This window comes from Pseudomonas sp. PDM24 (genome assembly GCF_019218905.1).
GTDB lineage: Bacteria > Pseudomonadota > Gammaproteobacteria > Pseudomonadales > Pseudomonadaceae > Aquipseudomonas.
Genome location: NZ_JAHUWR010000008.1, coordinates 266,266 through 292,028 on the forward strand (window position 1 = coordinate 266,266; position 25,763 = coordinate 292,028).

34 protein-coding genes are annotated in these 25,763 nt (G+C 56.4%); 10 read left to right on the forward strand and 24 right to left on the reverse strand.

Annotated features, from left to right (window positions below; translation table 11 throughout):
- Nucleotides 1-319: 319 nt before the first annotated feature.
- The 9 genes from KW837_RS24560 to KW837_RS24600 all read left to right on the forward strand — a co-directional run bounded on the left by KW837_RS24560 (nt 320) and on the right by KW837_RS24600 (nt 8,780).
- Nucleotides 320-901, forward strand: coding sequence for a YjfI family protein (locus KW837_RS24560; RefSeq protein ID WP_192345276.1), 582 nt, complete (start codon nt 320-322; stop codon nt 899-901).
- Nucleotides 902-925: 24 nt separating this feature from the next.
- Nucleotides 926-1,624, forward strand: coding sequence for a PspA/IM30 family protein (locus KW837_RS24565; protein WP_008073905.1), 699 nt, complete (start codon nt 926-928; stop codon nt 1,622-1,624).
- A 156-nt stretch (nt 1,625-1,780) separates the two neighbouring features.
- Nucleotides 1,781-2,344, forward strand: coding sequence for a rhomboid family intramembrane serine protease (locus tag KW837_RS24570; protein ID WP_123498456.1), 564 nt, complete (start codon nt 1,781-1,783; stop codon nt 2,342-2,344).
- Between the two features lie 71 nt (nt 2,345-2,415).
- Complete coding sequence (locus KW837_RS24575; RefSeq protein WP_218398898.1) at nt 2,416-3,450, forward strand: ion channel; 1,035 nt, start codon at nt 2,416-2,418, stop codon at nt 3,448-3,450.
- Nucleotides 3,437-4,111 (forward strand): DUF2491 family protein, encoded by a 675-nt coding sequence (locus KW837_RS24580; protein WP_218398899.1) that lies wholly within the window; start codon nt 3,437-3,439, stop codon nt 4,109-4,111. The genes KW837_RS24575 and KW837_RS24580 overlap by 14 nt, the downstream gene beginning before the upstream one ends.
- Nucleotides 4,112-4,126: 15 nt before the next feature.
- Nucleotides 4,127-4,555 (forward strand): DUF350 domain-containing protein, encoded by a 429-nt coding sequence (locus KW837_RS24585; protein WP_218398900.1) that lies wholly within the window; start codon nt 4,127-4,129, stop codon nt 4,553-4,555.
- A 19-nt stretch (nt 4,556-4,574) separates the two neighbouring features.
- Nucleotides 4,575-5,300 carry a DUF1190 domain-containing protein gene (locus tag KW837_RS24590; RefSeq protein WP_218398901.1) on the forward strand — a complete coding sequence of 242 codons (726 nt, stop codon included), beginning with the start codon at nt 4,575-4,577 and terminating at the stop codon, nt 5,298-5,300.
- Between the two features lie 12 nt (nt 5,301-5,312).
- Nucleotides 5,313-6,470: a glutathionylspermidine synthase family protein gene (locus KW837_RS24595; RefSeq protein ID WP_218398902.1), complete on the forward strand. Its 1,158-nt coding sequence runs from the start codon at nt 5,313-5,315 to the stop codon at nt 6,468-6,470.
- Nucleotides 6,471-6,575: 105 nt separating this feature from the next.
- Nucleotides 6,576-8,780, forward strand: coding sequence for an OsmC domain/YcaO domain-containing protein (locus tag KW837_RS24600; protein ID WP_218398903.1), 2,205 nt, complete (start codon nt 6,576-6,578; stop codon nt 8,778-8,780).
- A gap of 72 nt (nt 8,781-8,852) precedes the next feature.
- On the opposite strand, the gene KW837_RS24605 is transcribed toward KW837_RS24600, so the two are convergent.
- Nucleotides 8,853-9,377, reverse strand: coding sequence for a single-stranded DNA-binding protein (locus tag KW837_RS24605; RefSeq protein WP_007896798.1), 525 nt, complete (start codon nt 9,375-9,377; stop codon nt 8,853-8,855).
- A gap of 9 nt (nt 9,378-9,386) precedes the next feature.
- Nucleotides 9,387-10,784 (reverse strand): MFS transporter, encoded by a 1,398-nt coding sequence (locus KW837_RS24610; protein ID WP_095054556.1) that lies wholly within the window; start codon nt 10,782-10,784, stop codon nt 9,387-9,389.
- A 191-nt stretch (nt 10,785-10,975) separates the two neighbouring features.
- On the opposite strand from KW837_RS24610, the gene uvrA reads away from it, so the two are divergent.
- Nucleotides 10,976-13,810 carry an excinuclease ABC subunit UvrA gene (gene uvrA, locus KW837_RS24615; protein WP_008008903.1) on the forward strand — a complete coding sequence of 945 codons (2,835 nt, stop codon included), beginning with the start codon at nt 10,976-10,978 and terminating at the stop codon, nt 13,808-13,810.
- 63 nt (nt 13,811-13,873) lie between these two features.
- Here the strand turns inward: uvrA and bfr are convergent, their stop codons facing one another.
- The 22 genes from bfr to rplP form a co-directional block, all read right to left on the reverse strand.
- A complete protein-coding gene (gene bfr, locus KW837_RS24620) occupies nt 13,874-14,338 on the reverse strand; it encodes a bacterioferritin (protein ID WP_007896795.1) in 465 nt (154 codons plus the stop codon).
- Nucleotides 14,339-14,493: 155 nt separating this feature from the next.
- Complete coding sequence (locus KW837_RS24625) at nt 14,494-15,942, reverse strand: catalase (protein ID WP_218398904.1); 1,449 nt, start codon at nt 15,940-15,942, stop codon at nt 14,494-14,496.
- Nucleotides 15,943-16,182: 240 nt separating this feature from the next.
- Complete coding sequence (gene rplQ, locus KW837_RS24630) at nt 16,183-16,569, reverse strand: 50S ribosomal protein L17 (protein WP_007896790.1); 387 nt, start codon at nt 16,567-16,569, stop codon at nt 16,183-16,185.
- Between the two features lie 42 nt (nt 16,570-16,611).
- Nucleotides 16,612-17,613: a DNA-directed RNA polymerase subunit alpha gene (gene rpoA / locus KW837_RS24635; protein WP_003186012.1), complete on the reverse strand. Its 1,002-nt coding sequence runs from the start codon at nt 17,611-17,613 to the stop codon at nt 16,612-16,614.
- A 22-nt stretch (nt 17,614-17,635) separates the two neighbouring features.
- The gene (gene rpsD / locus KW837_RS24640) at nt 17,636-18,256 is read right to left on the reverse strand and encodes a 30S ribosomal protein S4 (protein WP_003176404.1); all 621 of its coding nucleotides are present in this window, start codon (nt 18,254-18,256) and stop codon (nt 17,636-17,638) included.
- An 18-nt stretch (nt 18,257-18,274) separates the two neighbouring features.
- Nucleotides 18,275-18,664 carry a 30S ribosomal protein S11 gene (rpsK, locus tag KW837_RS24645; RefSeq protein ID WP_002555466.1) on the reverse strand — a complete coding sequence of 130 codons (390 nt, stop codon included), beginning with the start codon at nt 18,662-18,664 and terminating at the stop codon, nt 18,275-18,277.
- A gap of 30 nt (nt 18,665-18,694) precedes the next feature.
- Nucleotides 18,695-19,051 (reverse strand): 30S ribosomal protein S13, encoded by a 357-nt coding sequence (gene rpsM / locus KW837_RS24650; protein ID WP_003186020.1) that lies wholly within the window; start codon nt 19,049-19,051, stop codon nt 18,695-18,697.
- A gap of 130 nt (nt 19,052-19,181) precedes the next feature.
- Nucleotides 19,182-19,298: a 50S ribosomal protein L36 gene (gene rpmJ / locus KW837_RS24655; protein ID WP_002555468.1), complete on the reverse strand. Its 117-nt coding sequence runs from the start codon at nt 19,296-19,298 to the stop codon at nt 19,182-19,184.
- Nucleotides 19,299-19,325: 27 nt separating this feature from the next.
- Nucleotides 19,326-20,654, reverse strand: coding sequence for a preprotein translocase subunit SecY (secY, locus tag KW837_RS24660; protein ID WP_008073883.1), 1,329 nt, complete (start codon nt 20,652-20,654; stop codon nt 19,326-19,328).
- Nucleotides 20,655-21,092, reverse strand: coding sequence for a 50S ribosomal protein L15 (rplO, locus tag KW837_RS24665; protein ID WP_007896782.1), 438 nt, complete (start codon nt 21,090-21,092; stop codon nt 20,655-20,657).
- Nucleotides 21,093-21,095: 3 nt separating this feature from the next.
- The gene (gene rpmD / locus KW837_RS24670; RefSeq protein WP_003186033.1) at nt 21,096-21,272 is read right to left on the reverse strand and encodes a 50S ribosomal protein L30; all 177 of its coding nucleotides are present in this window, start codon (nt 21,270-21,272) and stop codon (nt 21,096-21,098) included.
- Between the two features lie 2 nt (nt 21,273-21,274).
- On the reverse strand, nt 21,275-21,775 hold the full coding sequence (gene rpsE / locus KW837_RS24675; protein ID WP_003186035.1) for a 30S ribosomal protein S5: 501 nt from the start codon (nt 21,773-21,775) through the stop codon (nt 21,275-21,277).
- 3 nt (nt 21,776-21,778) lie between these two features.
- The gene (rplR, locus tag KW837_RS24680; RefSeq protein ID WP_003186037.1) at nt 21,779-22,129 is read right to left on the reverse strand and encodes a 50S ribosomal protein L18; all 351 of its coding nucleotides are present in this window, start codon (nt 22,127-22,129) and stop codon (nt 21,779-21,781) included.
- A gap of 10 nt (nt 22,130-22,139) precedes the next feature.
- Nucleotides 22,140-22,673: a 50S ribosomal protein L6 gene (rplF, locus tag KW837_RS24685; RefSeq protein WP_003176412.1), complete on the reverse strand. Its 534-nt coding sequence runs from the start codon at nt 22,671-22,673 to the stop codon at nt 22,140-22,142.
- Nucleotides 22,674-22,685: 12 nt separating this feature from the next.
- Nucleotides 22,686-23,078: a 30S ribosomal protein S8 gene (rpsH, locus tag KW837_RS24690; protein WP_003186040.1), complete on the reverse strand. Its 393-nt coding sequence runs from the start codon at nt 23,076-23,078 to the stop codon at nt 22,686-22,688.
- 210 nt (nt 23,079-23,288) lie between these two features.
- Nucleotides 23,289-23,594, reverse strand: coding sequence for a 30S ribosomal protein S14 (gene rpsN, locus KW837_RS24695; RefSeq protein WP_003176414.1), 306 nt, complete (start codon nt 23,592-23,594; stop codon nt 23,289-23,291).
- 13 nt (nt 23,595-23,607) lie between these two features.
- Nucleotides 23,608-24,147, reverse strand: a complete 540-nt coding sequence (rplE, locus tag KW837_RS24700) for a 50S ribosomal protein L5 (protein ID WP_003176415.1) — start codon at nt 24,145-24,147, stop codon at nt 23,608-23,610.
- A gap of 20 nt (nt 24,148-24,167) precedes the next feature.
- Nucleotides 24,168-24,482, reverse strand: a complete 315-nt coding sequence (gene rplX, locus KW837_RS24705; protein ID WP_007896770.1) for a 50S ribosomal protein L24 — start codon at nt 24,480-24,482, stop codon at nt 24,168-24,170.
- 11 nt (nt 24,483-24,493) lie between these two features.
- Complete coding sequence (gene rplN, locus KW837_RS24710) at nt 24,494-24,862, reverse strand: 50S ribosomal protein L14 (RefSeq protein ID WP_002555479.1); 369 nt, start codon at nt 24,860-24,862, stop codon at nt 24,494-24,496.
- A 23-nt stretch (nt 24,863-24,885) separates the two neighbouring features.
- Nucleotides 24,886-25,152, reverse strand: coding sequence for a 30S ribosomal protein S17 (rpsQ, locus tag KW837_RS24715; RefSeq protein WP_003176419.1), 267 nt, complete (start codon nt 25,150-25,152; stop codon nt 24,886-24,888).
- A 2-nt stretch (nt 25,153-25,154) separates the two neighbouring features.
- The gene (gene rpmC / locus KW837_RS24720) at nt 25,155-25,346 is read right to left on the reverse strand and encodes a 50S ribosomal protein L29 (protein WP_002555481.1); all 192 of its coding nucleotides are present in this window, start codon (nt 25,344-25,346) and stop codon (nt 25,155-25,157) included.
- Entirely contained in the window at nt 25,346-25,759 is a 414-nt protein-coding gene (gene rplP / locus KW837_RS24725) for a 50S ribosomal protein L16 (protein WP_007896757.1), read from the reverse strand. Before rplP ends, rpmC begins: the two co-directional genes overlap by 1 nt.
- Nucleotides 25,760-25,763: the final 4 nt, after the last annotated feature.

The window sequence follows — 25,763 nt, forward strand, 5'->3', positions numbered from 1 at the left end:
TGGGAGCGAGCTTGCTCGCGAAGGCGGCGAGACAGTCAACATTGATGTTGCCTGACCCACCGCTTTCGCGAGCAAGCCCGCTCCCACATGACCTTCTGTTGTCATTACCCTGTGCAACAGTCTAAAAAATCTCACGCGTGAGCTATTGAGGGCCACGAAAATTGCCTGTAGTGTTTCTCACGCGTGAGATTTTCACTACGGAGTCACCAGTATGAAAAGCAGCTCTCCATCAGATCCGCCTACCGGATCTGTGACCGATTCAACGAGCCAAAAGGGAGAGCGCTCAAAACCGTCCGCGAAAAAACCATCCAGCTTCTATATGAAGCAGATGCGCGCGGGCCTGGGTGCCGCCGGTTATGTGAAACACGAGACTTGGGTGCTTCCCGAAAACCGAAGCCTGCTCAAGCAGATGGAGAAACAGCTACGCCAACCGATTCTGGCTGGCTCATTCATGTCGGAGAATTACATGAGCGCAGGTAATAACTGGAACATCGATCGCCTCTACAGCGCCCTTCAGGCCCTCGACGAAGTGGTTTCGAACGACATCACCCTTTCCCTCATTCAAGGCTCCGAGTCCAGCATCAAGCTGGAAATGAACGAGTTCGGTGGCTTGCCGATTTACATCGCGGTGGTTGGCGATCAGATCATCGTCGATACCGTTCTGGTCGATATCGAGTCCATCAACGACGTACCGGCATTCAATGATGCTGTTCTGCGCAGTCGGGAAATGTTCCCGCTGTCCTCGATCGGTATCGAGTCCATGCCCAACGGGCAGATCGTTTACAACATGTTCGGCGCACTCAGCTCCGACTCCAGCCTGACCAACGTCGTGACCGAGGTCAAAACCCTCGTCGACAACGTCCAGCGCGCCAGCGAAGCCTTTGAACGTTTCTTCATCTAATTTTTCGGGAACAGGAAATATCCAATGACTCAGTCCATCTGGAGCAAATTGTTCACCGCGCTGCGTGGCGGTGCCAACGAAGTCGGCGAATCGATCGTCGACCAACAGGCCCTGCGCATCCTCGACCAGGAAATTCGCGATGCTGACAGCGCGCTGGCCAACGCCAAGCGTGAGCTGGTCACCATCATGGCCAAACACAAACTGTCGGCTGATCGCGTCAGCGAGTACAACGCCAAGATCAAGGATCTGGAATCCAAGGCTCTGGCCGCGATCCAGGCCAACCGCGAAGACCTGGCACTGGAAGTGGCCGAAGCCATTTCGACCCTGACCAATGAACTGGATGTCGAGCAAAAGCAGGCCACCGAATTCGGCGGTTATGCGGACAATATGCGCAAAGACATCACCAAGGCCGAAAGCCGCATCAAAAGCCTGCGCCAGCAAGTGGACATGGCCAAGGCGCGTGAAAGCGTACAGAAAGCCCAGGTCAGTGCTTCGATCGCCAGTGGCGGCGCCAATGGCAAGCTGGAAACCGCCGTCGGTACGCTGAACCGACTGCAAGCCAAGCAGCAGCAACGCGCCGCGGAACTGGAAGCCCAGGACCAACTGGCCGATGCATCGACCGGCACCGACCTGGAGCGCAAGCTGCGCGATGCCGGCATCACGCCGAACGAAGGCAGCGCCAATGCGATTCTGGAACGCCTGAAGAAAAAATCGGCTGAGTAACCGGCCCTGATGCCTGGCGCATAACCTGTGGGAGCGGGCTTGCTCGCGAAGAGGGAGTATCAGTCGACATCAATGTTGCCTGACACACCGCCTTCGCGAGCAAGCCCGCTCCCACATGGATTCGTTGCCATATTTTTTGCCGAATCGAGGTCACGGATGGATGCCCTGAAGGGTTTCAAGACAATCGCGGGCGTGGCCCTCTTCATGGTCGCGCTGCAACTGCTCAATGTGGCGACCGGCTACAGTCTTATTGCCTTCGGCCTGGTCCCGAGAACATGGCAGGGACTGGTCGGCATCATCACCTCGCCTTTCTTGCACGGGTCCTTTGCGCACCTGAGCACCAACCTGATTGCCTTTTTGATCCTCGGTACTTTGGTCATTGTCGAAGGGCTCAGCCGCTTCATGGCCGTCAGCACTATCATTATTCTGCTGGGCGGTTCGCTGGTCTGGCTGTTCGGTTTTGCAGGCGTTCACATCGGTGCCAGCGGATGGGTATTCGGGCTGTGGGCGTACCTCCTGTCGCGCGCCTGGTTCCAGAGGAGCTGGAGCAACCTGATAACAGCCAGTGTCGTGGTCCTGCTCTATGGTGGCCTGATTTTTGGCTTCCTTCCTCGCCAGGGCATGTCTTTCGAAGGGCATATCTTTGGTGCGATCTCCGGATTTATTGCAGCCAAGGTACTGTTATCTACGCCGCGCAGCAGGTTTAATGCCACCCGGTAACCGCACTTGAGCACTCAGACGCCAGAGCGATTACGTCGCCAGGAATGAGCCCCCACGGAGTCAGGGATGTAATGTCGATTTTCCTTTTATTGCGCACGTACGCCTCGTCCTTCTTCCATCGGTTCGGCTGGGCAGGCCTGACCATTGCGCTGGGTATACACATGAGCACGGCCTATATCGGCCTAGTGCTTCTGGGCGAACAACACCTCACCGCCCCCGCCACGTTTACCTATTTCTATCTCACCACCACGCTCACCGTCGGCTATGGCGATCTTGCGCCACAGACAGCCGCGGGACGAATTTTCGTGGCTACCTGGGTCATGCTCGGGGGCATTGCGCTGCTGACGGCAGCCATCGGCAAAACCACCAGCAGTGTCATCGATGTATGGAGAAAAGGCATGAAAGGCAAAGGCGATTTCACCGGCAAGGTCGGCCATACCGTACTCATCGGCTGGGAAGGCGCGCCCAGCGAGCGGGTCATTGAATTATTGCTGCAGGACGAAACCTCCAATGACAACCTGATCGTCATTTGCGATTGCGACCTCGAAGAAAATCCCATGCCGGGCAAAGCGGACTTTATCAAGGGCGAAAGCCTGTCCTCTGCCGCTCTGTTGCTGCGGGCCGGCGTCCCCGGTGCCGAACGCGTGCTGGTGCGAACCCATTCAGACGACCTGACCCTGGCCACCGTGCTGGCAGTCAATCAACTGAGCCCTGTCGGCCATGTGGTCGCCCACTTCAATGAAAGCGAAATCGCCGCCCTTGCCAGCGCCTACGCGCCCAGCCTGGAATGCACCTCGAGCATGGCCATCGAGATGTTGGTACGCGCCTCCCAGGATCCGGGCTCATCCGCGGTCATCAATGAATTGCTGTGCGTGGGTCAAGGCGCCACGCAGTACCTGATGAAACTGCCCGAGACCTTTGAAGCCACGTTCGGCGATCTGTATGCACAGCTGAAAGAACAGCACAACGCGACCCTTATCGGCTACCGCGCCAAAGACGCCCGACAGCCGTGGATCAATCCGCCCGGCACCACTCGCGTTGAGGGCGGCGAACTCTTCTACATCGCCTCCTCTCGCCTCAAGGAAATCACCAATGGGATGGTTTAAACAGTTGATGGGGCTTGAGGCCCCGAAAGCGAATACTGAATCGAAATGGGCAGCCAACGAAACCCTGCCCGCCATCGGCCCGCTGGGCCTGGCATTGGGCAAAGAGGTGATGTTCGACACCACCCTGAAGTTGTTGCTCGACGGTAACACCACCGTGGTCATCCCTGGCTCCCAACAGATCTGGAGCGCTGGCACGGTTGATCTCGGGCAGTCGACCTGGCTGTCACGCTATTACATGAATGACGAAGACTTCTGGCTGCAAGTGCACACCACTGGCGACATCGCCGGCCAGGTCGAGTCGGTGATCCTGTTCAATTACCTCAACTACATCACCATCAACAGTGAAGCGGAGCTGAGTCGGCTGGCCGGCCCTCAGAGCCTGATCGGGCTGCCGACCTACACCCACAACGGTGTCGAATACACCCGAGAATGGGGCACCGAGAACGGCCAGACAGAACTGGTGGCGCTGAGCGAACACCTGAAAAACCCGGATGAGTCCTACAGCATCGAGCACCGTTCGATGCTGTATGCCCGCGAAACCGGCCTGACCGATCGCCGGGAATTCCTGCTGTTTTCCGTCGAAGAAGACGCCGAAGGCACCATCAGCTTGAGCACGTCGCTGGGCATTTCGCTGTACACCACTGACCTGAACACTTTTTAAATAAGGAAGAAGTCCATGCTTGAAGCGCTCTCCATCTCCCTGAACAAAGCCGCCGTGCTCGGGTTTGTTTTGTACATCCTCGGTGCCGCCATATTGTTCGCACTGTTCCAATTCATCTACACCCGAATCACCCCGCACAGAGAGTTCGAACTGATCCGTTCTGGCAACGTTGCGGCCTCGATCGCACTGGGTGGCGCCATCATCGGTTTCGCCATTCCGGCCAGCAATGTGATCGCCTACTCGATCAGCATTCTGGACTTCGTCGTCTGGGCAGTGATCGCCGCTTTTGTACAACTGCTGGCTTTTCTGGTGACCAGCCTGGTGCTTAAAGGCGCCTCTGAACGAATTAAGAAAGGCGAAATCGCTGCGGGTATCTATGTCGCGGCAGTGGCCATCAGCGTCGGCATGTTGAACGCCGCCTGCATGACCCCTTCCCAGAACTGATTGCGCCACGGAGATCCCGATGAAACGAAGCAAGTACGTTCAGCTCTCGCTGGCCGCGTCGGTCGCCATGGCCATATCAGGTTGCGGGCAAGCGGAAAAGACCTACCCGGTGCAGAAGAAATACAACTTCCAGTCCGTTCAGCAGTGCGCCGATGAAAAGCTCCCGGTGGACGTCTGCTCTGACGCCTACATGAGCGCCATGGCCGAGCACCGCCGCATCGCGCCGGTCTACGACAACCAGGCCGATTGCGATGCCGACTTTGTCGCCGACTGGTGCCAACAGGATTCCGCCGGCAAGTTCATCCCCAAGCTGGGTGGTTTCGAACTGACTGCCGATGGCGAGGTAACACAATCCCAAGTAGACGCAGCCAAGGCTCAATTACCCGCCTCGGAAGCGAACACTGGAGGCTCCGGGTTCTCCGGCACCAGCCTGCTGACCGGCCTGCTGATCGGCAACATGCTGAGCAGCAACCGCAACAGCTACTTCTCCGAGCCGGTCTACCGCTACCGCGATGATCGCGGCAACTACGGCTCCTCGACGCTCAACCAGCGGATTTCCAAAGGCTCAACCTTTACCAAGTCCAATCAGGCGAGGTATGGCAGCAGCAGCTACGCCGACTCAATCCGTTCCGGCAGCAAGCCGATGTCCGTTGCCTCATCCACGTCTCGTGGCGGCTTCGGCAGCAAAGCCAGCGCCCGCAGCGGTTGGGGCGGTTCGAGTAGTGCTGGCCGATCGAGCAGTTAAGGAACGAGCACCATGAAGAAGATCCTCTGCGCAGAGCGTCATGACTGGAAACAGACCGCCGAAAGTCTTGGCTTTCTGTTCCATACCATCGACGACGAACCCTATTGGGACGAGAGCGCGTATTACCAATTCACGCTCAAACAGATCGAGAACGATCTCGAAGACCCGACCACCGAGATTCATGAGATGTGCATGGACCTGGTGGCCCGCGTGGTGCAGAGCGAGGAGCTGCTGGAGCGCCTGAGCATTCCCGCGCCATTCTTCGACATGGTTCGCACTTCATGGCTCGAAGGTCACCCGCACCTGTATGGACGCATGGATTTCTCCTACAACGGCAGCGGGCCCGCCAAGTTGCTGGAACTCAACTACGACACGCCGACCAGCCTGTATGAGGCCGCGGCGTTTCAATGGGGCTGGCTGGAGCAATGCATCGAACGCGGCTTGCTGCCCAAGCATGCCGACCAGTTCAACAGCATCGACACCAAGCTGCATCAGGCCTTTGCCCAGCTGCAGCTCAAACAGCCCTTCTATTTCGCCTCGATGAAAGACTCGGTCGAAGACAAAGGCACCACCGACTACTTGCGCCTGATCGCGGAAAAGGTCGGCATCGAATCGCGACACATCGATATCGAAGACATCGGCCTCACCGCTGAAGGACGTTTCGTCGATTTAGAAGATCGCTGGATTCCTCACCTGTTCAAGCTGCATGCCTGGGAGTTCATCTTCCACGAGCCCTTTGGTGCAGCGATTGCCCAGAGCGACACCCAGTTTTTCGAGCCGGCTTGGAAATCCATCATCTCCAACAAGGGCATCCTGCCGCTGCTGTGGGAGTTCAACAAAGGTCACCCTAACCTGCTCGCGGCACACCTGGATGCCGACCCGAGCAAAGCGGTGCCCAAAGGTTGGGTGCGCAAACCGTTCTTTTCCCGGGAAGGCGCCAACATCGAGTTGCAAACCGCTGACGGTCTGATCGTAAAAGAGGACGGACCCTACACCGACGCGCCATTTATCCTTCAGGAGTTCGCCCCACTGCCGAAGTTTGGCGACAGCTTTACGCTGGTGGGTTCCTGGGTCATTGGCGATCAGGCAGCCGGTATTGGTGTGCGGGAAGACAACAGTTTGATCACCAAGGATTCGAGCCGTTTCTTGCCGCACCTGATACTCGACTGACCCATCCATCGCCGGTGTGGACATAAGTACGATGTCCGCAAGACTTACGGCTGAAATACCGGATAATGGCGGCCATTCGTTTAGCCGTTATTCTGGTAATCCCCCATGGAAATCAAGGTCAACTTTCTCGACAACCTTCGACTTGAAGCCAAGTTCGATGACTTCACGGTGGTGGCCGATCAACCTATCCGCTACAAGGGCGATGGCTCTGCACCGGGTCCGTTCGACTACTTTCTGGCTTCATCGGCTTTGTGTGCGGCTTATTTCGTGAAGTTGTACTGCGACACTCGCAGTATTCCCACGGATAACATCCGCCTGTCGCAGAACAACATTGTTGATCCGGAAAACCGCTACAACCAGATTTTCAAGATCCAGGTCGAGTTGCCGGCGGACATCTCCGACAAGGATCGCCAGGGCATCCTGCGTTCCATCGACCGTTGCACCGTGAAAAAAGTGGTGCAAGCCGGGCCTGAGTTTGTGATCGAAGAGGTGGAAAACCTCGACGCCGATGCCCAGGCATTGCTGATGCCTGCGTCCCGTTCAGAGGCGAGCACTTATATCGCGGGCAAGGATCTGCCGTTGGAGCAAACCATCGCCAATATGTCGGCCATTCTGGCGGACCTGGGCATGAAGATTGAAATCGCCTCGTGGCGCAATATCGTGCCCAATGTGTGGTCGCTGCATATCCGCGATGCGCACTCGCCGCTGTGCTTTACCAATGGCAAGGGTGCGACCAAAGAAGGCGCGTTGGCCTCGGCGCTGGGCGAGTTTATCGAGCGACTCAACTGCAACTTCTTCTACAACGACCAGTTCTGGGGCGAAGACATCGCCAACGCAGCGTTTGTGCACTACCCGGACGAACGCTGGTTCAAGCCTGGCCGTAAAGATGAGCTGCCAACTGAAATTCTCGACGAGTACTGCCTGAAGATTTACAACCGCGACGGCGAGTTGCGTGGTTCCCATCTGATCGATACAAACTCGGGCAATGAAGAGCGCGGCATCTGCTCACTGCCGTACGTGCGCCAGTCGGATGGCGAGGTGGTGTACTTCCCGTCCAACCTGATTGAAAACCTGTTCCTGAGCAACGGCATGAGTGCCGGTAACACGCTGGCCGAAGCCCAGGTGCAGTGCCTGTCGGAGATCTTCGAGCGCGCAGTAAAACGCGAAATCATCGAAGGTGAATTTGCCTTGCCGGATGTGCCGGCTGATGTGCTGGCGAAGTACCCCGGGATACTGGCCGGGATTCAGGCGCTGGAAGAGCAAGGGTTCCCCGTGTTGGTGAAGGATGCGTCCCTGGGTGGTGAATTCCCGGTGATGTGCGTCACGTTGATGAACCCGCGTACCGGCGGTGTGTTCGCCTCGTTCGGCGCGCATCCGAGCCTGGAAGTGGCGCTGGAACGCAGCCTGACCGAATTGCTGCAGGGCCGCAGCTTCGAAGGCCTCAACGACTTGCCACAGCCGACGTTTGAAGGGCATGCGGTGACCGAGCCGAATAACTTCGTCGAGCACTTTATCGACTCCAGCGGCGTGGTGTCGTGGCGCTTCTTCAGTGCCAAATCGGATTACGAATTCGTGGAGTGGGACTTCTCCGGTCAGGGTGAAAACTCGAACGCCGAGGAAGCCGCGACCTTGTTCGGCATTCTCGAAGGCATGGGCAAGGAAGTGTACATGGCGGTCTACGAGCATATCGGCGCGAAGGCCTGCCGCATCCTGGTGCCGAACTATTCGGAAATCTATCCCGCGGACGATCTGATCTGGGATAACACCAACAAAGCGCTGTTCTTCCGCACCGACATCCTGAACCTGCATCGCCTGGACGAAGACGAACTGAAAGCGCTGGTTGAGCGTCTGGTGGAAAGTGAGCTGGACGACTACACCGACATCACCTCCTTGATCGGCATCGAATTCGACGATAATACGGCTTGGGGTCAGCTGACGATCCTGGAGTTGAAGCTGCTGATTTATCTCGCCTTGCAGCAATTCGAAGAGGCGAAAGAGGCGGTGGAGATGTTCCTGCAGTACAACGACAACACAGTTGAGCGTGGCTTGTTCTACCAGGCGGTCAATGTGGTGCTGGAGATGAAGCTGGACGAAGACCTGGAACTGGAAGACTACGAGGCCAATTTCCGCCGGATGTTTGGCAACGAGCGCACAGATGCAGCAATCGGATCGGTGGACGGCAGCGTGCGTTTCCATGGCTTGACGCCGACCAGCATGAAACTGGAGGGGCTCGACAGGCACCTGCGGTTGATCGACAGCTACAAGAAACTGCACTCGGCACGGGCCAATGTGGCCACTTTATTCAGTTAACAGCGCCCACAAAAAAGCGAAGCCAGATCACTGGCTTCGCTTTTTTTTATTACTTACTGGATAGCTGCTTTTTTAGAACGGGATATCGTCATCAAAGCTGTCGAAATCCGGAGCCGGCTGAGGAGCGGCCTGCTGCTGTGGAGCCGGACGCGACTGTTGCGGTGCCGACTGCTGCGGACGCGGAGCCTGTTGGCGTGGAGCCGGGGCGGACTGCTGGTAGTTATTGCCCCCGCCTTGTTGGTCGCCCTGCTGTGGACGGCCGCCCAACAGCTGCATGGTGCCTTGCATGTCGACCACGATTTCAGTGGTATAACGCTTGATACCGTCTTTTTCCCACTCGCGGGTCTGCAGCTTGCCTTCGATGTACACCTGCGAACCTTTACGCAGGTATTCGCCGGCGATCTCGGCAACCTTGCCGAACATCGACACACGGTGCCATTCGGTCTTCTCGACCTTCTGACCGGTTTGCTTGTCGGTCCATTGTTCGCTGGTCGCCAGACTCAGGTTGGTCACGGCGTTACCGTTAGGCAAGTAGCGAACTTCGGGATCCTGGCCGCAAGTGCCGACCAATATGACTTTGTTAACCCCACGGGCCATAACGTTCTCCTAGGCTTCGCACGCTGTCGCGGCCGGGTTGTTCACCAGACGCTCCAGGGTAGTGCGATCCAATAATTCGGTGTCCAGTTTGATGTAAATCGCCGCTTCATCGGCAACCACGATTGCATCGGTTACTCCAACGACGGCCTTCAGGCGCTCGATCAGGCCAGCTTCACGAATCGCTTCGGGCGACAACGGCAAGCGCAGGCTCGTCACATACGGAGGTTCACGCATGGTAACAGCAAAGGCTAACCAAAGTGCAGCCAGCCCGGCACATCCCAGGAACACAACCGACAAACCGCCATGCTGGAACAGCCAGCCGCCGAGGATCCCGCCCAGTGCCGAACCGAGGAACTGACTGGTGGAATATACCCCCATCGCTGTGCCCTTGCCGCCTGCCGGTGAAACCTTGCTGATCAACGATGGCAAGGAGGCTTCCAGCAGATTGAACGCGGTGAAGAACACCACCGTACCAATCACCAGAGCCCGCAAGCTGTCGCCGAACTGCCAGAAGAATAGCTCAGTGAACATCAGCGTCACGACGGCACCGAGCAAAACTCGTTTCATTTTGCGTCGCTTCTCGCCATAGATAATGAACGGGATCATGGCGAAGAAGGAAATCAGCAACGCGGTCAGGTACACCCACCAATGCTGCTCTTTGGGCAGTCCGGCTTTTTCGACCAGGGCCAGGGGCAACGCAACGAAGCTCGACATCAACATCGCGTGCAACACAAAAATACCCAGGTCCAGGCGCAGCAGGTCCGGATGCTTGAGTGTCGGTATCAGCGCCTGGCGCGCAACGCCGGACTCGCGGTGCTGCAACGGCCCGGTTGCACGCGGCACCATGAACATCACGATGACGATGCCGACCAGCGCCATGCCACCGGTGGCGAAGAACAACCCGGACAGACCGAAGACACGGGTCAGCAACGGGCCTACAACCATGGCGACAGCGAACGACAGACCAATCGTCATGCCGATCATGGCCATGGCTTTGGTCCGATGCTGTTCCCGGGTCAGGTCTGACAGCAACGCCATCACCGCCGCAGAAATCGCCCCGGCACCTTGCAAGATACGTCCGGCGATAACGCCCCAGATCGAATCGGCATTGGCCGCCAGCACACTCCCCAAGGCGAAGATGATCAGCCCCAGGTAAATCACCGGACGACGACCGATGCGATCGGAAATGAAGCCAAAAGGAATCTGAAAGATCGCCTGGGTCAGGCCGTAAGCGCCAATCGCCAACCCGATGAGGGCCGGGGTCGCTCCTGCCAGGTCCATCCCATAGGTCGCCAGAACCGGCAACACCATGAACATGCCAAGCATACGGAAGGCGAACACCAGGGCCAGACCGCTTGCTGCGCGGGTCTCACTGCCACTCATGCGTTCGCTGTGGGGATCGTGCATGGAAAAACCTCATGTGAACCGGCGGCGATTCTACCAGTCCCATCGATTGACGGGGTATATCGCGACGCTATGACGCGCACAGATGACGCAGTCTTCATGCAAGGCTGCGCACCCCGCATTTGATAGTGTGCATCCATCCAGTATTTGGCCGTATACTCCTACGTTTTCGACGCCCGCCGAGCGAGGCCACTTTGGACAAGATCCTGATTCGTGGGGCCCGAACCCACAACCTGAAGAACATCGACCTGACCCTGCCACGGGACAAACTGATCGTCATCACCGGCCTGTCCGGATCCGGCAAGTCGTCCCTGGCCTTCGACACGCTGTACGCCGAAGGCCAGCGCCGTTATGTCGAATCGCTGTCGGCTTACGCCCGGCAATTCCTGTCGATGATGGAAAAACCTGACGTCGACACCATCGAAGGTCTGTCGCCAGCGATCTCCATCGAACAGAAGTCGACCTCGCACAACCCGCGCTCGACGGTTGGCACCATTACCGAAATCTACGACTACCTGCGCCTGCTCTATGCTCGCGTTGGTATTCCGCGCTGCCCGGATCACGACATTCCGCTGGAAGCCCAGACCGTCAGCCAGATGGTCGACCTGGTGCTGGCACAACCGGAGGGCAGCAAACTGATGCTGCTGGCCCCGGTGATCCGCGAGCGCAAAGGCGAACATCTTTCGGTCTTCGAAGAACTGCGCGCCCAGGGTTTTGTGCGGGCCCGGGTCAACGGCAGGCTTTGTGAGCTGGACGAGTTGCCGAAGCTGGATAAACAGAAGAAGCACTCGATCGATGTTGTGGTCGATCGCTTCAAGGTCCGGGCCGATTTGCAACAACGCCTGGCCGAGTCGTTCGAGACCGCGCTGAAACTGGCGGACGGTATCGCTCTTGTGGCGCCAATGGATGACGAGCCCGGCGAAGAAATCATCTTCTCCGCGCGCTTTGCCTGCCCGATCTGCGGCCACGCCATCAGCGAGCTGGAACCCAAGCTGTTTTCTTTCAACAACCCGGCCGGCGCCTGCCCGACCTGCGATGGTCTGGGGGTTAAACAGTTCTTCGACACCAAACGACTGGTGAACGGTGAACTGACCCTGGCCGAAGGTGCGATCCGCGGCTGGGACCGGCGCAACGTCTATTACTTCCAGATGCTTGGCTCGCTGGCCTCGCACTACAAGTTCAGCCTTGAAGTGCCGTTCAACGACCTGCCGGCCGATCAGCAGAAGTTCATCCTGCACGGCAGTGGCTCGCAGAACGTCGACTTCAAATACCTGAACGACCGTGGCGACATCGTCAAACGTTCGCACCCGTTCGAAGGCATCGTGCCGAACCTGGAACGCCGCTACCGCGAAACCGAATCGGCTTCGGTCCGTGAAGAACTGGCCAAATTCCTCAGCACCCAGCCCTGCCCGGATTGCCGCGGCACTCGTCTGCGTCGCGAGGCGCGGCACGTGTGGGTTGGCGAGAAGACCTTGCCGGCGGTAACCAATCTGCCGATCGGCGACGCCTGTGAATATTTCGGCGTACTGAAACTGACCGGCCGCCGTGGCGAGATTGCCGACAAGATTCTCAAGGAAATCCGCGAGCGTTTGCAGTTCCTGGTCAACGTTGGCCTGGACTATCTGTCACTGGATCGCAGTGCCGACACGCTGTCCGGCGGTGAGGCCCAGCGTATCCGCCTTGCCAGCCAGATCGGCGCCGGCCTCGTGGGGGTTCTGTATATCCTCGACGAACCCTCAATTGGGCTGCACCAACGGGACAACGACCGGTTGCTGGGCACCCTCAAGCACCTGCGGGACATCGGTAACACGGTGATCGTGGTCGAGCACGACGAAGACGCGATTCGTCTGGCCGACTATGTGGTGGATATCGGCCCGGGCGCGGGTGTACACGGTGGGCATATCGTCGCCGAAGGTACGCCGGCCGAGGTCATGGCTCACCCTGATTCGCTGACCGGCAAGTACTTGTCGGGGCGAGTGAAGATCGCCGTGCCAGCCAAACGCACGCCGCGTAACAAGAAGTTGTCGCTAGCCCTCAAGGGCGCTCGCGGAAACAATTTGCGCAATGTCGATCTGGAGATTCCGATCGGCCTGTTGACCTGCGTGACGGGTGTTTCCGGTTCAGGCAAGTCAACGCTGATCAACAACACACTGTTTCCTTTGAGCGCTACCGCACTCAATGGGGCAACGACGCTGGAAGCGGCTGCTCACGACAGCATTAAAGGCCTGGAACATCTGGACAAGGTTGTGGACATCGACCAGAGCCCGATCGGTCGCACCCCACGCTCCAACCCCGCAACCTATACCGGGCTGTTCACGCCGATTCGCGAGTTGTTCGCCGGCGTGCCGGAATCGCGCTCCCGCGGTTACGGGCCGGGGCGTTTCTCCTTCAACGTGAAGGGCGGACGCTGCGAAGCCTGTCAGGGCGATGGCCTGATCAAGGTGGAAATGCACTTCCTGCCGGACATCTATGTCCCGTGCGACGTCTGCAAGAGCAAGCGTTACAACCGCGAGACGCTGGAGATCAAGTACAAGGGCAAGAGCATCCACGAAACCCTCGAGATGACCATCGAGGAAGCCCGGGTGTTCTTCGACGCCGTTCCAGCTTTGGCGCGCAAGCTTCAGACGCTGATGGACGTAGGCCTTTCCTACATCAAGCTGGGGCAATCGGCGACGACGCTGTCCGGCGGTGAAGCCCAGCGGGTAAAACTGTCTCGCGAGCTGTCCAAGCGCGATACCGGCAAGACCCTGTACATCCTCGATGAACCGACTACCGGCCTGCACTTTGCGGATATCCAGCAACTGCTCGACGTACTGCATCGTCTGCGCGACCACGGTAATACCGTGGTGGTGATCGAGCACAACCTGGACGTGATCAAGACCGCCGACTGGTTGGTGGACCTGGGACCGGAAGGTGGTTCCAAGGGTGGGCAGATCATTGCCGTCGGTACGCCTGAAGAAGTGTCCGAGATGAAGCAGTCGCATACCGGCTTCTATCTCAAGCCACTGCTGGAGCGTGATCGGGCCTGAATCCGGCGCCAAAAAAAGCCCCTGTCACTTGCTCAGTGACAGGGGCTTTTTGTATCGGTGCAATCAGGCGTGGGATTGCAGGTAGTTCTCGAGACCGATCAACTTGATCAGACCCATCTGCTTTTCAAGCCAGTAGGTGTGGTCTTCTTCGGTGTCATGCAACTGAACCCGCAGCATCTCTCGGCTGACATAGTCCTTGTGCTGCTCGCAGAGTTCAATGCCCTTGCAGAGCGCGGCGCGGACTTTGTATTCCAGACGCAGGTCAGCGGCGAGCATGTCCGGCACAGTGGTGCCAACATCAAGGTCGTCCGGACGCATGCGAGGCGTGCCTTCGAGCATCAGAATACGACGCATCAGGGCATCAGCATGCCCGGCTTCTTCTTCCATCTCGTGGTTGATACGTTCGTAGAGCTTGGTGAAACCCCAGTCCTCATACATCCGCGAATGGACGAAATATTGATCACGGGCTGCCAGTTCGCCTGTCAGCAACGTGTTGAGGTAATCGATTACGTCTGGGTGACCTTGCATCGCCCTACATCTCCCTGCTTTAAAGTCTGTAGTTTGAACCAACCTGACTGGAAGGTCACTCGCCCGACGCTATAAAAGCGAAGATATTCTTAGAAAAGCAGCTTAAATAACGCAAAAACCGCCCAAATGAGGGCGGTTCTGCTTATCGTTTAGACTTAGTTAAGCTGTACGTTGAGTGCCTTTGCGATTGCTTCTCCATACACCGGGTCGGCCTTGAAGAAATGCTGCAATTGGCGATCAACCACATCGCTGGAAACTCCTGCCATTGCGCCGGCAATGTTGTTGATCAGCAGGTTTTTCTGCTCCTCGCTCATCAAACGGAACAACGCACCGGCGTGGCTGTAGTAGTCGGTGTCTTCGCGATGATCGTAACGATCAGCCGCGCCGCCCAAGGCCAAAGCAGGTTCCGCATAGCGCGGTGCCTGTTTCGGTGATTCTACGTAACTGTTCGGTTCGTAGTTCGGCGCTGCGCCGCCATTGGCGCCAAACGCCATGGAGCCGTCGCGCTGGTAAGTGTTGACCGGGCTGCGAGGCGCGTTCACCGGCAGCTGCTGGTGATTGGTCCCCACACGATAGCGGTGAGCGTCAGCGTAAGCGAACACGCGACCTTGCAGCATGCGGTCAGGCGACAGACCGACACCCGGGACCATGTTGCTCGGGCCGAACGCCGCCTGCTCGACTTCAGCGAAGTAGTTCAGCGGATTGCGGTTGAGTTCAAGCTCACCCACCTCGATCAATGGGAACTCTTTCTGCGACCAGGTCTTGGTCACGTCGAACGGGTTCTCGTAGTGAGCCGCAGCCTGAGCCTCGGTCATGATCTGGATATTGACACTCCATTTCGGGAAATCACCGCGCTCAATGGCGCCGAACAGATCACGTTGCGCGTAATCCGGATCAGTACCCGCCAGGCGTGCTGCTTCTGCCGGAGCGAGGTTCTTGATCCCTTGCCTGGTTTTGTAGTGCCACTTCACCCAGTGACGCTCGCCATTGGCGTTGATCAGGCTGTAGGTATGGCTGCCGAAGCCATGCATGTGGCGATAGCCGTCAGGGATGCCGCGGTCCGAGAACAGGATAGTGATCTGGTGCAACGCCTCAGGCGAATGCGACCAGAAATCCCACATCGCCTGCGCGCTTTTCAGGTTGCTTTGCGGCAGGCGCTTTTGGGTGTGGATAAAGTCGGGGAATTTCAGCGGGTCGCGAATGAAGAACACCGGCGTGTTGTTGCCAACGATGTCCCAGTTGCCTTCTTCTGTGTAGAACTTCAGGGCAAAACCGCGTGGATCACGCTCAGTGTCAGCCGAACCGCGTTCGCCGCCCACAGTGGAGAATCGCAAGAATGTCGGGGTTTGTTTGCCGACGGACTCAAACAGCTTGGCACTGGTGTATTGAGTGATATCGCGAGTTACGGTGAACGTACCGTAAGCACCCGAACCTTTGGCGTGTACACGACGCTCAGGAATGTTTTCACGGTTGAAATGCGCAAGCTTCTCGATCAGGTGGAAATCGTCGAGCAGCAAAGGGCCACGAGGGCCGGCGGAGCGGGAATTCTGGTTATCGGCGACAGGAGCGCCACTGGCGGTCGTAAGCGTTTTGTTTTGGCTCATGCGATCTCATCCTCTGTCAGTTTTGGAACTGCCGGCTAATCGGCGTGGGAGGGAGTATTGACCATCAATCATGGCACCTACAAATTCATTAATTTGCAGACATCAATAGAAAAATACTACCAACAATCCCGCTCATATACTGAAGGCATGAACCGCAAGGAAGCTTGTACGAACAGCGCGTTTTCTGACACGCACAAAAAACCGGGCACTAGGCCCGGTTCTTTGTTTCAGACTGACGTCTTACTCAGCGGATACAGCTTCACCGCCGACAGGACGATCAACCAACTCGACGTACGCCATAGGCGCGTTGTCGCCAGTGCGGAAGCCGCACTTGAGGATGCGCAGGTAGCCACCCTCACGGGTAGCGTAACGCTTGCCCAGGTCGTTGAAGAGCTTACCAACGATAGCTTTCGAACGAGTACGGTCGAAAGCCAGACGGCGGTTAGCCAGGCTGTCTGTCTTGGCCAAAGTGATCAGCGGCTCAGCAACGCGGCGCAGTTCTTTGGCTTTTGGCAGTGTAGTTTTGATCAGCTCGTGCTCGAACAGCGACACCGCCATGTTTTGAAACATGGCCTTGCGGTGCGAGCTGGTGCGGCTCAGGTGACGACCACTTTTACGATGACGCATGGTTCATTCCTTACCAAACACAACGTTCGGTGATTACGACGATCAGGCAGTCGCCTTGTCGTCCTTCTTAAGACTTGCAGGCGGCCAGTTGTCGAGGCGCATGCCGAGGGACAGACCGCGGGAGGCCAGAACGTCCTTGATTTCAGTCAAGGATTTCTTGCCAAGGTTCGGAGTCTTCAACAGCTCTACTTCGGTACGCTGAATCAGGTCACCGATGTAGTAGATGTTTTCCGCCTTAAGGCAGTTAGCCGAACGTACAGTCAGTTCCAGATCGTCAACCGGGCGAAGCAGGATCGGATCGATCTCGTCTTCCTGCTCGACAACCACTGGCTCACTGTCACCTTTGAGATCGACGAACGCAGCCAACTGCTGTTGCAGAATGGTTGCAGCACGGCGGATAGCCTCTTCAGGATCCAGGGTACCGTTGGTTTCCAGATCAATAACCAGCTTGTCCAGGTTAGTACGCTGTTCGACACGGGCGTTTTCCACCACGTAAGCGATACGGCGAACCGGGCTGAACGAAGAGTCAAGCTGCAAGCGACCGATGCTGCGGCTTTCGTCTTCATCGCTCTGACGCGAGTCTGCCGGTTCATAACCACGACCACGAGCTACGGTGAGCTTCATGTTCAGGGCGCCGTTAGACGCCAGGTTAGCGATTACGTGATCGGGGTTAACGATCTCGACATCATGATCCAGCTGAATATCGGCAGCGGTAACCACCCCCGAACCCTTCTTCGACAAGGTCAGCGTAACTTCGTCTCGACCGTGCAGCTTGATAGCCAGACCTTTAAGGTTCAACAGGATTTCAATTACGTCTTCCTGTACACCTTCGATGGCGCTGTACTCATGGAGCACACCGTCAATCTCGGCCTCGACTACTGCACAGCCGGGCATTGAGGACAACAGGATGCGGCGCAGCGCGTTGCCCAGGGTGTGGCCAAAACCACGCTCGAGAGGCTCGAGAGTGATCTTGGCGCGGGTTGGACTGACAACCTGCACATCAATATGGCGGGGTGTCAGGAACTCATTTACCGAAATCTGCATGGATGCACCTATTTTCTAGCCCTTACTTGGAGTAGAGCTCGACAATCAGGCTTTCGTTGATGTCGGCGGACAGATCACTGCGAGCAGGAACGTTCTTGAAAACGCCCGACTTCTTCTCAGTGTCTACTTCTACCCATTCTACGCGGCCACGTTGGGCACACAGATCGAGAGCTTGGACAATGCGAAGTTGGTTCTTTGCTTTCTCGCGAACTGCGACCACGTCACCAGCACGAACCTGGTAAGACGGAACGTTTACGGTCTGACCGTTAACGCTGATCGACTTGTGCGATACCAGCTGACGGGATTCGGCACGAGTAGAGCCAAAACCCATACGGTATACAACGTTGTCCAGACGGCATTCGAGCAGCTGCAACAGGTTTTCGCCAGTTGCGCCTTTCTTGCCAGCAGCTTCTTTGTAGTAGCCGCTGAATTGACGCTCGAGAACGCCGTAGATACGACGGACCTTCTGCTTTTCACGCAGTTGGGTGCCGTAATCGGACTGGCGACCGCGGCGTTGGCCGTGAATACCAGGTGCTGCTTCGATGTTGCACTTCGATTCGATCGCGCGCACGCCGCTCTTCAGAAAGAGATCGGTGCCTTCGCGACGAGCGAGTTTGCATTTTGGACCAATGTAACGAGCCATTCTTTACAATCTCCTGGATTACACGCGGCGCTTCTTCGGCGGACGGCACCCGTTGTGCGGGATTGGCGTCACGTCGGTGATGCTGGCGATCTTGTAGCCACAGCCGTTCAAAGCGCGGACTGCGGATTCACGACCTGGGCCTGGACCTTTGACGTTAACGTCGAGGTTTTTCAGGCCGTATTCCAGCGCAGCTTGACCAGCACGTTCAGCAGCTACTTGAGCAGCGAACGGGGTGGACTTGCGGGAACCGCGGAAACCCGAACCACCGGAGGTAGCCCAGGAAAGAGCGTTGCCTTGACGGTCGGTGATGGTCACGATTGTGTTGTTAAAAGAAGCATGGATGTGGGCGATGCCATCAACCACTGTCTTTTTAACTTTTTTACGAGGACGAGCAGCAGGTTTAGCCATGATTAATTTCCTGTCGATTCGCTGGGGCGATTACTTGCGGATCGGCTTACGCGGACCTTTACGGGTACGCGCGTTAGTCTTGGTACGCTGACCGCGTACTGGAAGACCACGACGATGACGCAGACCGCGATAGCAACCGAGGTCCATCAAACGCTTGATTTTCATGTTGATTTCGCGACGCAGGTCACCTTCAGTGGTGAACTTCGCCACTTCGCCACGCAGCTGTTCAATCTGCTCGTCGCTCAGATCTTTGATCTTTGCGGCTGGGTTTACCCCAGTCACTGCACAAATTTTCTGTGCAGTAGTGCGACCAACACCATAGATGTAGGTCAGCGAGATAACAGTATGCTTGTTATCTGGAATGTTAACGCCTGCAATACGGGCCATTCAGTGGGACTCCAATTGACAGCTACCTACGCCCCGGAAGCCAAGAAATAGGGCGCGAGATAATATCGCTGTAATAACAAATAATCAACCCGGCAGCGCACTAGCTGCCGGGCTTGAAGCACAATCACACTCAGCCTTGGCGCTGTTTGTGACGCGGTTCCGCGCTGCAAATTACTCGAACAACACCTTCGCGGCGAATAATCTTGCAGTTACGGCACAGCTTTTTCACCGATGCACGAACTTTCATCACCAACTCCTCGAACCTTATGGGTACTCAGCGCAACATGCCGCTGCCGTAACCCTTCAGGTTGGCTTTCTTCATCAGGGATTCGTACTGGTGCGAAACGAGGTGCGATTGTACTTGGGACATGAAGTCCATCACAACCACGACGACGATCAGCAACGAGGTCCCGCCAAGGTAGAACGGAACGTTTGCCGCAACCACCAGGAACTGGGGCAACAGACACACGGCCGTCATATATAGAGCACCGAACAGGGTCAAACGAGTCAGAACGCCATCAATGTAGCGCGCAGACTGCTCACCTGGACGGATGCCCGGAATAAAGGCACCGGACTTCTTCAGGTTTTCCGCTACGTCTTTCGGATTGAACATCAACGCCGTATAGAAGAAGCAGAAGAAAATAATCCCTGCACTAAACAGCAGAATATTCAACGGCTGACCAGGAGCGATCGACTGCGAGATGTCCTGCAGCCAGCCCATACCTTCAGACTGACCAAACCAGGTACCCAACGAAGCCGGGAACAGCAAAATGCTGCTCGCGAAAATGGCCGGAATAACACCGGCCATGTTCACCTTCAACGGCAAGTGGCTAGTCTGCGCAGCAAAGACCTTGCGGCCCTGCTGGCGCTTGGCGTAATGAACAGCAATACGACGCTGACCACGCTCAATGAACACCACGAAACCGATAATCGCTACTGCCAGCAAACCGATGGCAACCAGGGCAAAAATGTTGATATCACCCTGACGCGCAGACTCGAAAGACTGCCCGATCGCTCTCGGAAGACCGGCGACGATACCTGCGAAAATCAACATCGAGATACCGTTGCCAACACCACGCTCAGTAATCTGCTCACCCAGCCACATCATGAACATCGCACCAGCCACAAAAGTGGATACCGCGACGAAATGGAAGCCAAAGTCACCAGTGAACGAAACGCCCTGCCCCGCCAGACCAATGGACATGCCAATTGCCTGAACGAGAGCGAGAACGACAGTGCCGTAGCGGGTGTACTGAGCGATCTTGCGACGCCCAGCTTCACCTTCCTTCTTCAACTGTTCCAGCTGCGGGCTGACGGCGGTCATCAGCTGCATGATGATCGATGCCGAAATGTACGGCATGATCCCCAGTGCAAAGATGCTCATCCGTTCCAGCGCGCCGCCGGAAAACATGTTGAACAAGCTAAGAATGGTCCCCTCATTCTGTCGAAACAGGTCCGCGAGTCGGTCCGGGTTGATACCTGGAACCGGGATGTGTGCGCCTATTCGGTAGACGATAATCGCCAAGAATAGAAAACGCAGACGAGCCCAGAGTTCAGACATACCGCCTTTGCCGAGCGCAGAGAGAGCACCTTGCTTAGCCATTTATTCCTCGAACTTGCCGCCAGCTGCTTCGATAGCCGCACGCGCACCTTTGGTGGCGCCGATTCCCTTTCCGATGGTGACAGCGCGAGTAACTTCGCCGGACAGCATGATTTTCACACGCTGAACGTTGACGTTGATCACGTTGGCATCTTTCAGGGACTGCACGGTGACGATGTCGCCTTCCACTTTAGCCAGCTCGGACAAACGCACTTCTGCGCGATCCATGGCTTTCAGGGAAACGAAACCGAACTTCGGCAGGCGACGATGCAGCGGCTGTTGACCGCCTTCAAAGCCTGGAGCAATGGTGCCACCGGAGCGGGAGGACTGACCTTTGTGGCCACGGCCACCGGTCTTGCCCAAACCACTACCGATACCACGGCCCGGACGATGCTTTTCGCGACGGGAACCCGGCGCTGGACTCAGATCATTGAGTTTCATCGATTAACCCTCGACACGCAGCATGTAGTAAGCCTTGTTGATCATCCCGCGATTCTCGGGAGTATCAAGTACTTCTACAGTGTGACCGATGCGACGCAGACCCAGACCCTTAACGCACAGTTTGTGGTTAGGGATGCGGCCGGTCATGCTTTTGATCAGCGTAACTTTAACGGTAGCCATGATCAGAAGATCTCCTTGACGCTTTTGCCACGCTTGGCGGCAATGGATTCAGGAGACTGCATAGCTTTCAAACCTTTGAAAGTGGCGTGAACCACGTTTACCGGGTTAGTCGAGCCGTAGCACTTGGCCAGAACGTTCTGAACGCCAGCAACTTCGAGGACAGCACGCATAGCGCCGCCAGCGATGATACCGGTACCTTCAGAAGCAGGCTGCATGTACACCTTCGAAGCGCCATGGGCGGACTTCATTGCGTACTGCAGAGTGGTGCCGTTCAGATCAACTTGGATCATGTTGCGGCGAGCAGCTTCCATTGCCTTCTGGATCGCAGCAGGCACTTCACGCGACTTGCCACGGCCGAAGCCAACACGCCCTTTACCATCACCAACCACGGTCAACGCGGTGAAAGTGAAGATACGGCCGCCTTTAACGGTTTTGGCTACGCGGTTAACTTGAACCAGCTTCTCGATGTAGCCTTCGTCGCGCTTTTGGTCGTTATTTGACATAACTTAGAACTCCAGCCCAGCTTCACGAGCAGCATCAGCCAGCGCCTTGACGCGGCCGTGGTACTTGAAGCCAGAGCGGTCGAAAGCCACCTGCGAGACGCCAGCGGCTTTAGCACGCGTAGCGACCAGCTGGCCAACCTTAGTGGCCGCGTCGATGTTGCCAGTGGCCCCATCACGCAGTTCTTTATCCAAAGTCGAGGCACTTGCCAGGACTTTGTTGCCGTCGGCCGAAATGACCTGGGCGTAGATGTGCTGCGACGAGCGGAACACGCAGAGACGCACGACTTCGAGTTCGTGCATTTTCAGGCGTGCTTTGCGAGCGCGACGCAGTCGAGTAACTTTTTTGTCGGTCATTTGCTATGCCCTACTTCTTCTTGGCTTCTTTACGACGGACGACTTCGTCCGCGTAGCGCACACCTTTGCCTTTGTACGGCTCTGGTGGACGGAAGTCGCGGATCTCGGCGGCCACTTGACCTACCAGCTGCTTATCGATGCCCTTGATCAGGATATCGGTCTGGCTAGGAGTCTCAGCGGTGATGCCTTCCGGCAGTTCATAATCCACTGGGTGCGAGAAGCCAAGAGCCAGGTTCAGCACTGTGCCTTTTGCTTGCGCTTTATAACCAACACCGACCAGCTGGAGCTTGCGCTCGAAGCCTTGGCTTACGCCTTGGACCATGTTGTTAACCAACGCACGAGTGGTACCAGCCATTGCGCGAGTCTGTTGATCGCCATTGCGAGCAGCAAAACGCAGCTCACCGGCTTCTTCAACGATCTCAACGGACGAATGGATGTTCAGTTCAAGAGTACCCTTGGCACCCTTCACCGAAAGCTGTTGGCCTGCGAATTTGACTTCGACACCGGCTGGCAGCTTAACGGGGTTCTTAGCGACGCGTGACATGCTTATCCCCCCTTAGAACACAGTGCAAAGAACTTCGCCGCCGACACCGGCAGCGCGCGCAGCACGATCCGTCATCACACCTTTGTTGGTGGAGACGATAGACACACCGAGACCGCCACGAACTTTTGGCAGATCATCGACGGACTTGTACTGACGCAGGCCTGGACGGCTAACGCGCTTCACTTCTTCGATGACCGGACGGCCTTCGAAGTACTTCAGCTCGATGGACAGCAGTGGTTTGATTTCGCTGCTGATCTGATAACCCGCAATGTAACCTTCGTCCTTCAGGACTTTGGCAACAGCTACCTTCAAAGTAGAAGATGGCATGCTTACGACGGACTTTTCAGCCATCTGGGCATTACGGATTCGAGTTAGCATGTCCGCTAACGGGTCCTGCATACTCATGGGCTAGACGCTCCTAATACACAAAAAATTAGCCTTGCGGCTACTACGTGTCGCCGAGTACATCCGCACGAAAAAAGCACGGGCTCAGGCGAGCCGGGTATTCTAGACACACCCCACAAATGAATCAAGCCCCAATAGGGGCTTGATTCAAGTTCAAGGTCACCGATGGTCAGGATCTTGCGATCCCGAACACCGAGACTTTGACAGTGCTTACCAGCTGGCTTTAACCAGACCAGGTACGTCACCACGCATAGCAGCTTCACGCAGTTTGTTACGGCCGAGGCCGAACTTGCGGTAAACGCCGTGTGGACGACCGGTCAGGCGGCAGCGGTTACGCATGCGCGAAGCGCTTGCGTCACGTGGCTGCTTCTGCAGAGCTACTGTAGCTTCCCAACGCGCTTCTGGACTTGCGTTCAGATCAACGATGATAGCTTTCAGTGCTGCACGCTTTTTGGCGTACTTGGCAACCGTGAGCTGACGCTTCAGCTCGCGGTTTTTCATGCTCATCTTGGCCATTTTCCTACTCCAATCAGTTGCGGAACGGGAATTTGAAAGCGCGCAGCAGAGCGCGACCTTCATCATCGTTCTTGGCAGTGGTGGTCAGGGTAATGTCCAGACCGCGGAGAGCATCGATCTTGTCGTAGTCGATTTCCGGGAAGATGATCTGCTCTTTAACGCCCATGCTGTAGTTACCACGACCATCGAAGGACTTGGCATTCAGGCCGCGGAAGTCGCGAACCCGAGGCAGGGAGATCGACAGCAGACGATCCAGGAATTCATACATACGCTCACGGCGCAGAGTCACTTTGACGCCGATCGGCCAACCTTCACGGACTTTAAAGCCAGCGATGGATTTCCGAGCGTAAGTCACAACGACTTTCTGACCGGTGATCTTTTCCAGGTCGGCAACAGCGTGCTCGATGACTTTTTTGTCACCGACTGCTTCGCCCAGACCCATGTTCAGGGTGATTTTGGTAACGCGTGGAACTTCCATCACGTTCGAAAGCTTAAGTTCTTCCTTAAGCTTCGGTGCGATTTCCTTCCAGTAAATCTCTTTTAGTCGTGCCATGGTCTTCTACCTAGCAGTGTTCAAGCATCAACCGCTTTTTGGGTCGACTTGAAGACACGAATTTTCTTGCCGTCTTCTACTTTAAAACCAACGCGATCAGCCTTGTTGGTTTCGCCGTTGAAAATGGCAACGTTGGAAGCGTGCAGTGGCGCTTCTTTCTCGACGATACCGCCTTGTACGCCCGACATCGGGTTTGGCTTGGTATGACGCTTAACCAGGTTCAGACCACCAACGACCAGACGGTCGTCAGCGAGAACCTTAAGCACCTTACCGCGCTTACCTTTGTCTTTGCCGGCGATCACGATGATCTCGTCGTCACGACGAATCTTTTGCATGTCGGATCTCCTTACAGCACTTCTGGGGCGAGCGAGACGATCTTCATGAACTTCTCAGTACGAAGTTCACGGGTCACTGGCCCAAAGATACGGGTGCCGATCGGCTCTTGCTTGTTGTTCAGAAGAACAGCAGCGTTGCCATCAAAGCGGATAATGGAGCCATCAGCACGACGTACGCCGTGACGAGTGCGGACTACTACAGCAGTCATCACTTGGCCTTTTTTCACTTTACCGCGAGGAATTGCTTCCTTCACGGTAACTTTGATGATGTCACCGATACCAGCGTAACGACGATGGGAGCCACCCAGCACCTTGATGCACATAACACGGCGAGCGCCGCTGTTATCGGCCACATCGAGCATGGATTGAGTCTGAATCATATAATTTCTCCGACCCCTAGTCCTTAGACTTCCACAGCGCGTTCGAGAACATCAACCAGCGCCCAAGACTTGGTCTTGGCCAAAGGACGAGTTTCACGAATAGTGACTTTGTCGCCGATGTGGCACTGATTGGTTTCGTCGTGCGCGTGCAGCTTAGTCGAACGCTTAACGTATTTACCGTAGATCGGGTGCTTAACGCGACGCTCGATCAGAACGGTGATGGTTTTGTCCATCTTGTCGCTGACAACACGGCCAGTCAGCGTACGGACAGTTTTTTCGGCTTCAGCCATGATTACTTACCTGCCTGCTGGTTGAGCACAGTCTTCACGCGAGCGATGTCACGCTTAACTTGCGAGAGCAGATGAGACTGCCCCAACTGGCCAGTTGCTTTCTGCATACGCAGATTGAACTGGTCGCGCAGCAAGCCGAGCAGTTGCTCGTTCAGCTGCTGTGCGGATTTTTCACGAAGTTCATTCGCTTTCATCACATCACCGTCCGTTTAACAAAGGCGGTGGCGAGCGGCAGCTTTGCAGCAGCCAGGGCAAAAGCCTCACGCGCCAGCTCTTCAGAAACACCCTCGATTTCATACAGGACTTTGCCTGGCTGAATCTGGGCAACCCAGTACTCCACACTACCCTTACCTTTACCCATCCGAACTTCGAGTGGCTTTTTGGAAATAGGCTTGTCCGGGAATACACGGATCCAGATCTTGCCGCCACGTTTAACGTGACGGGTCAGAGCACGACGCGCTGACTCGATCTGACGAGCGGTGAGACGACCACGAGCTACAGACTTCAGCGCGAACTCGCCGAAGCTGACTTTGCTACCGCGCTGAGCCAGACCACGGTTGTGGCCTGTCATCTGCTTGCGGAACTTCGTACGCTTTGGTTGCAACATTTGG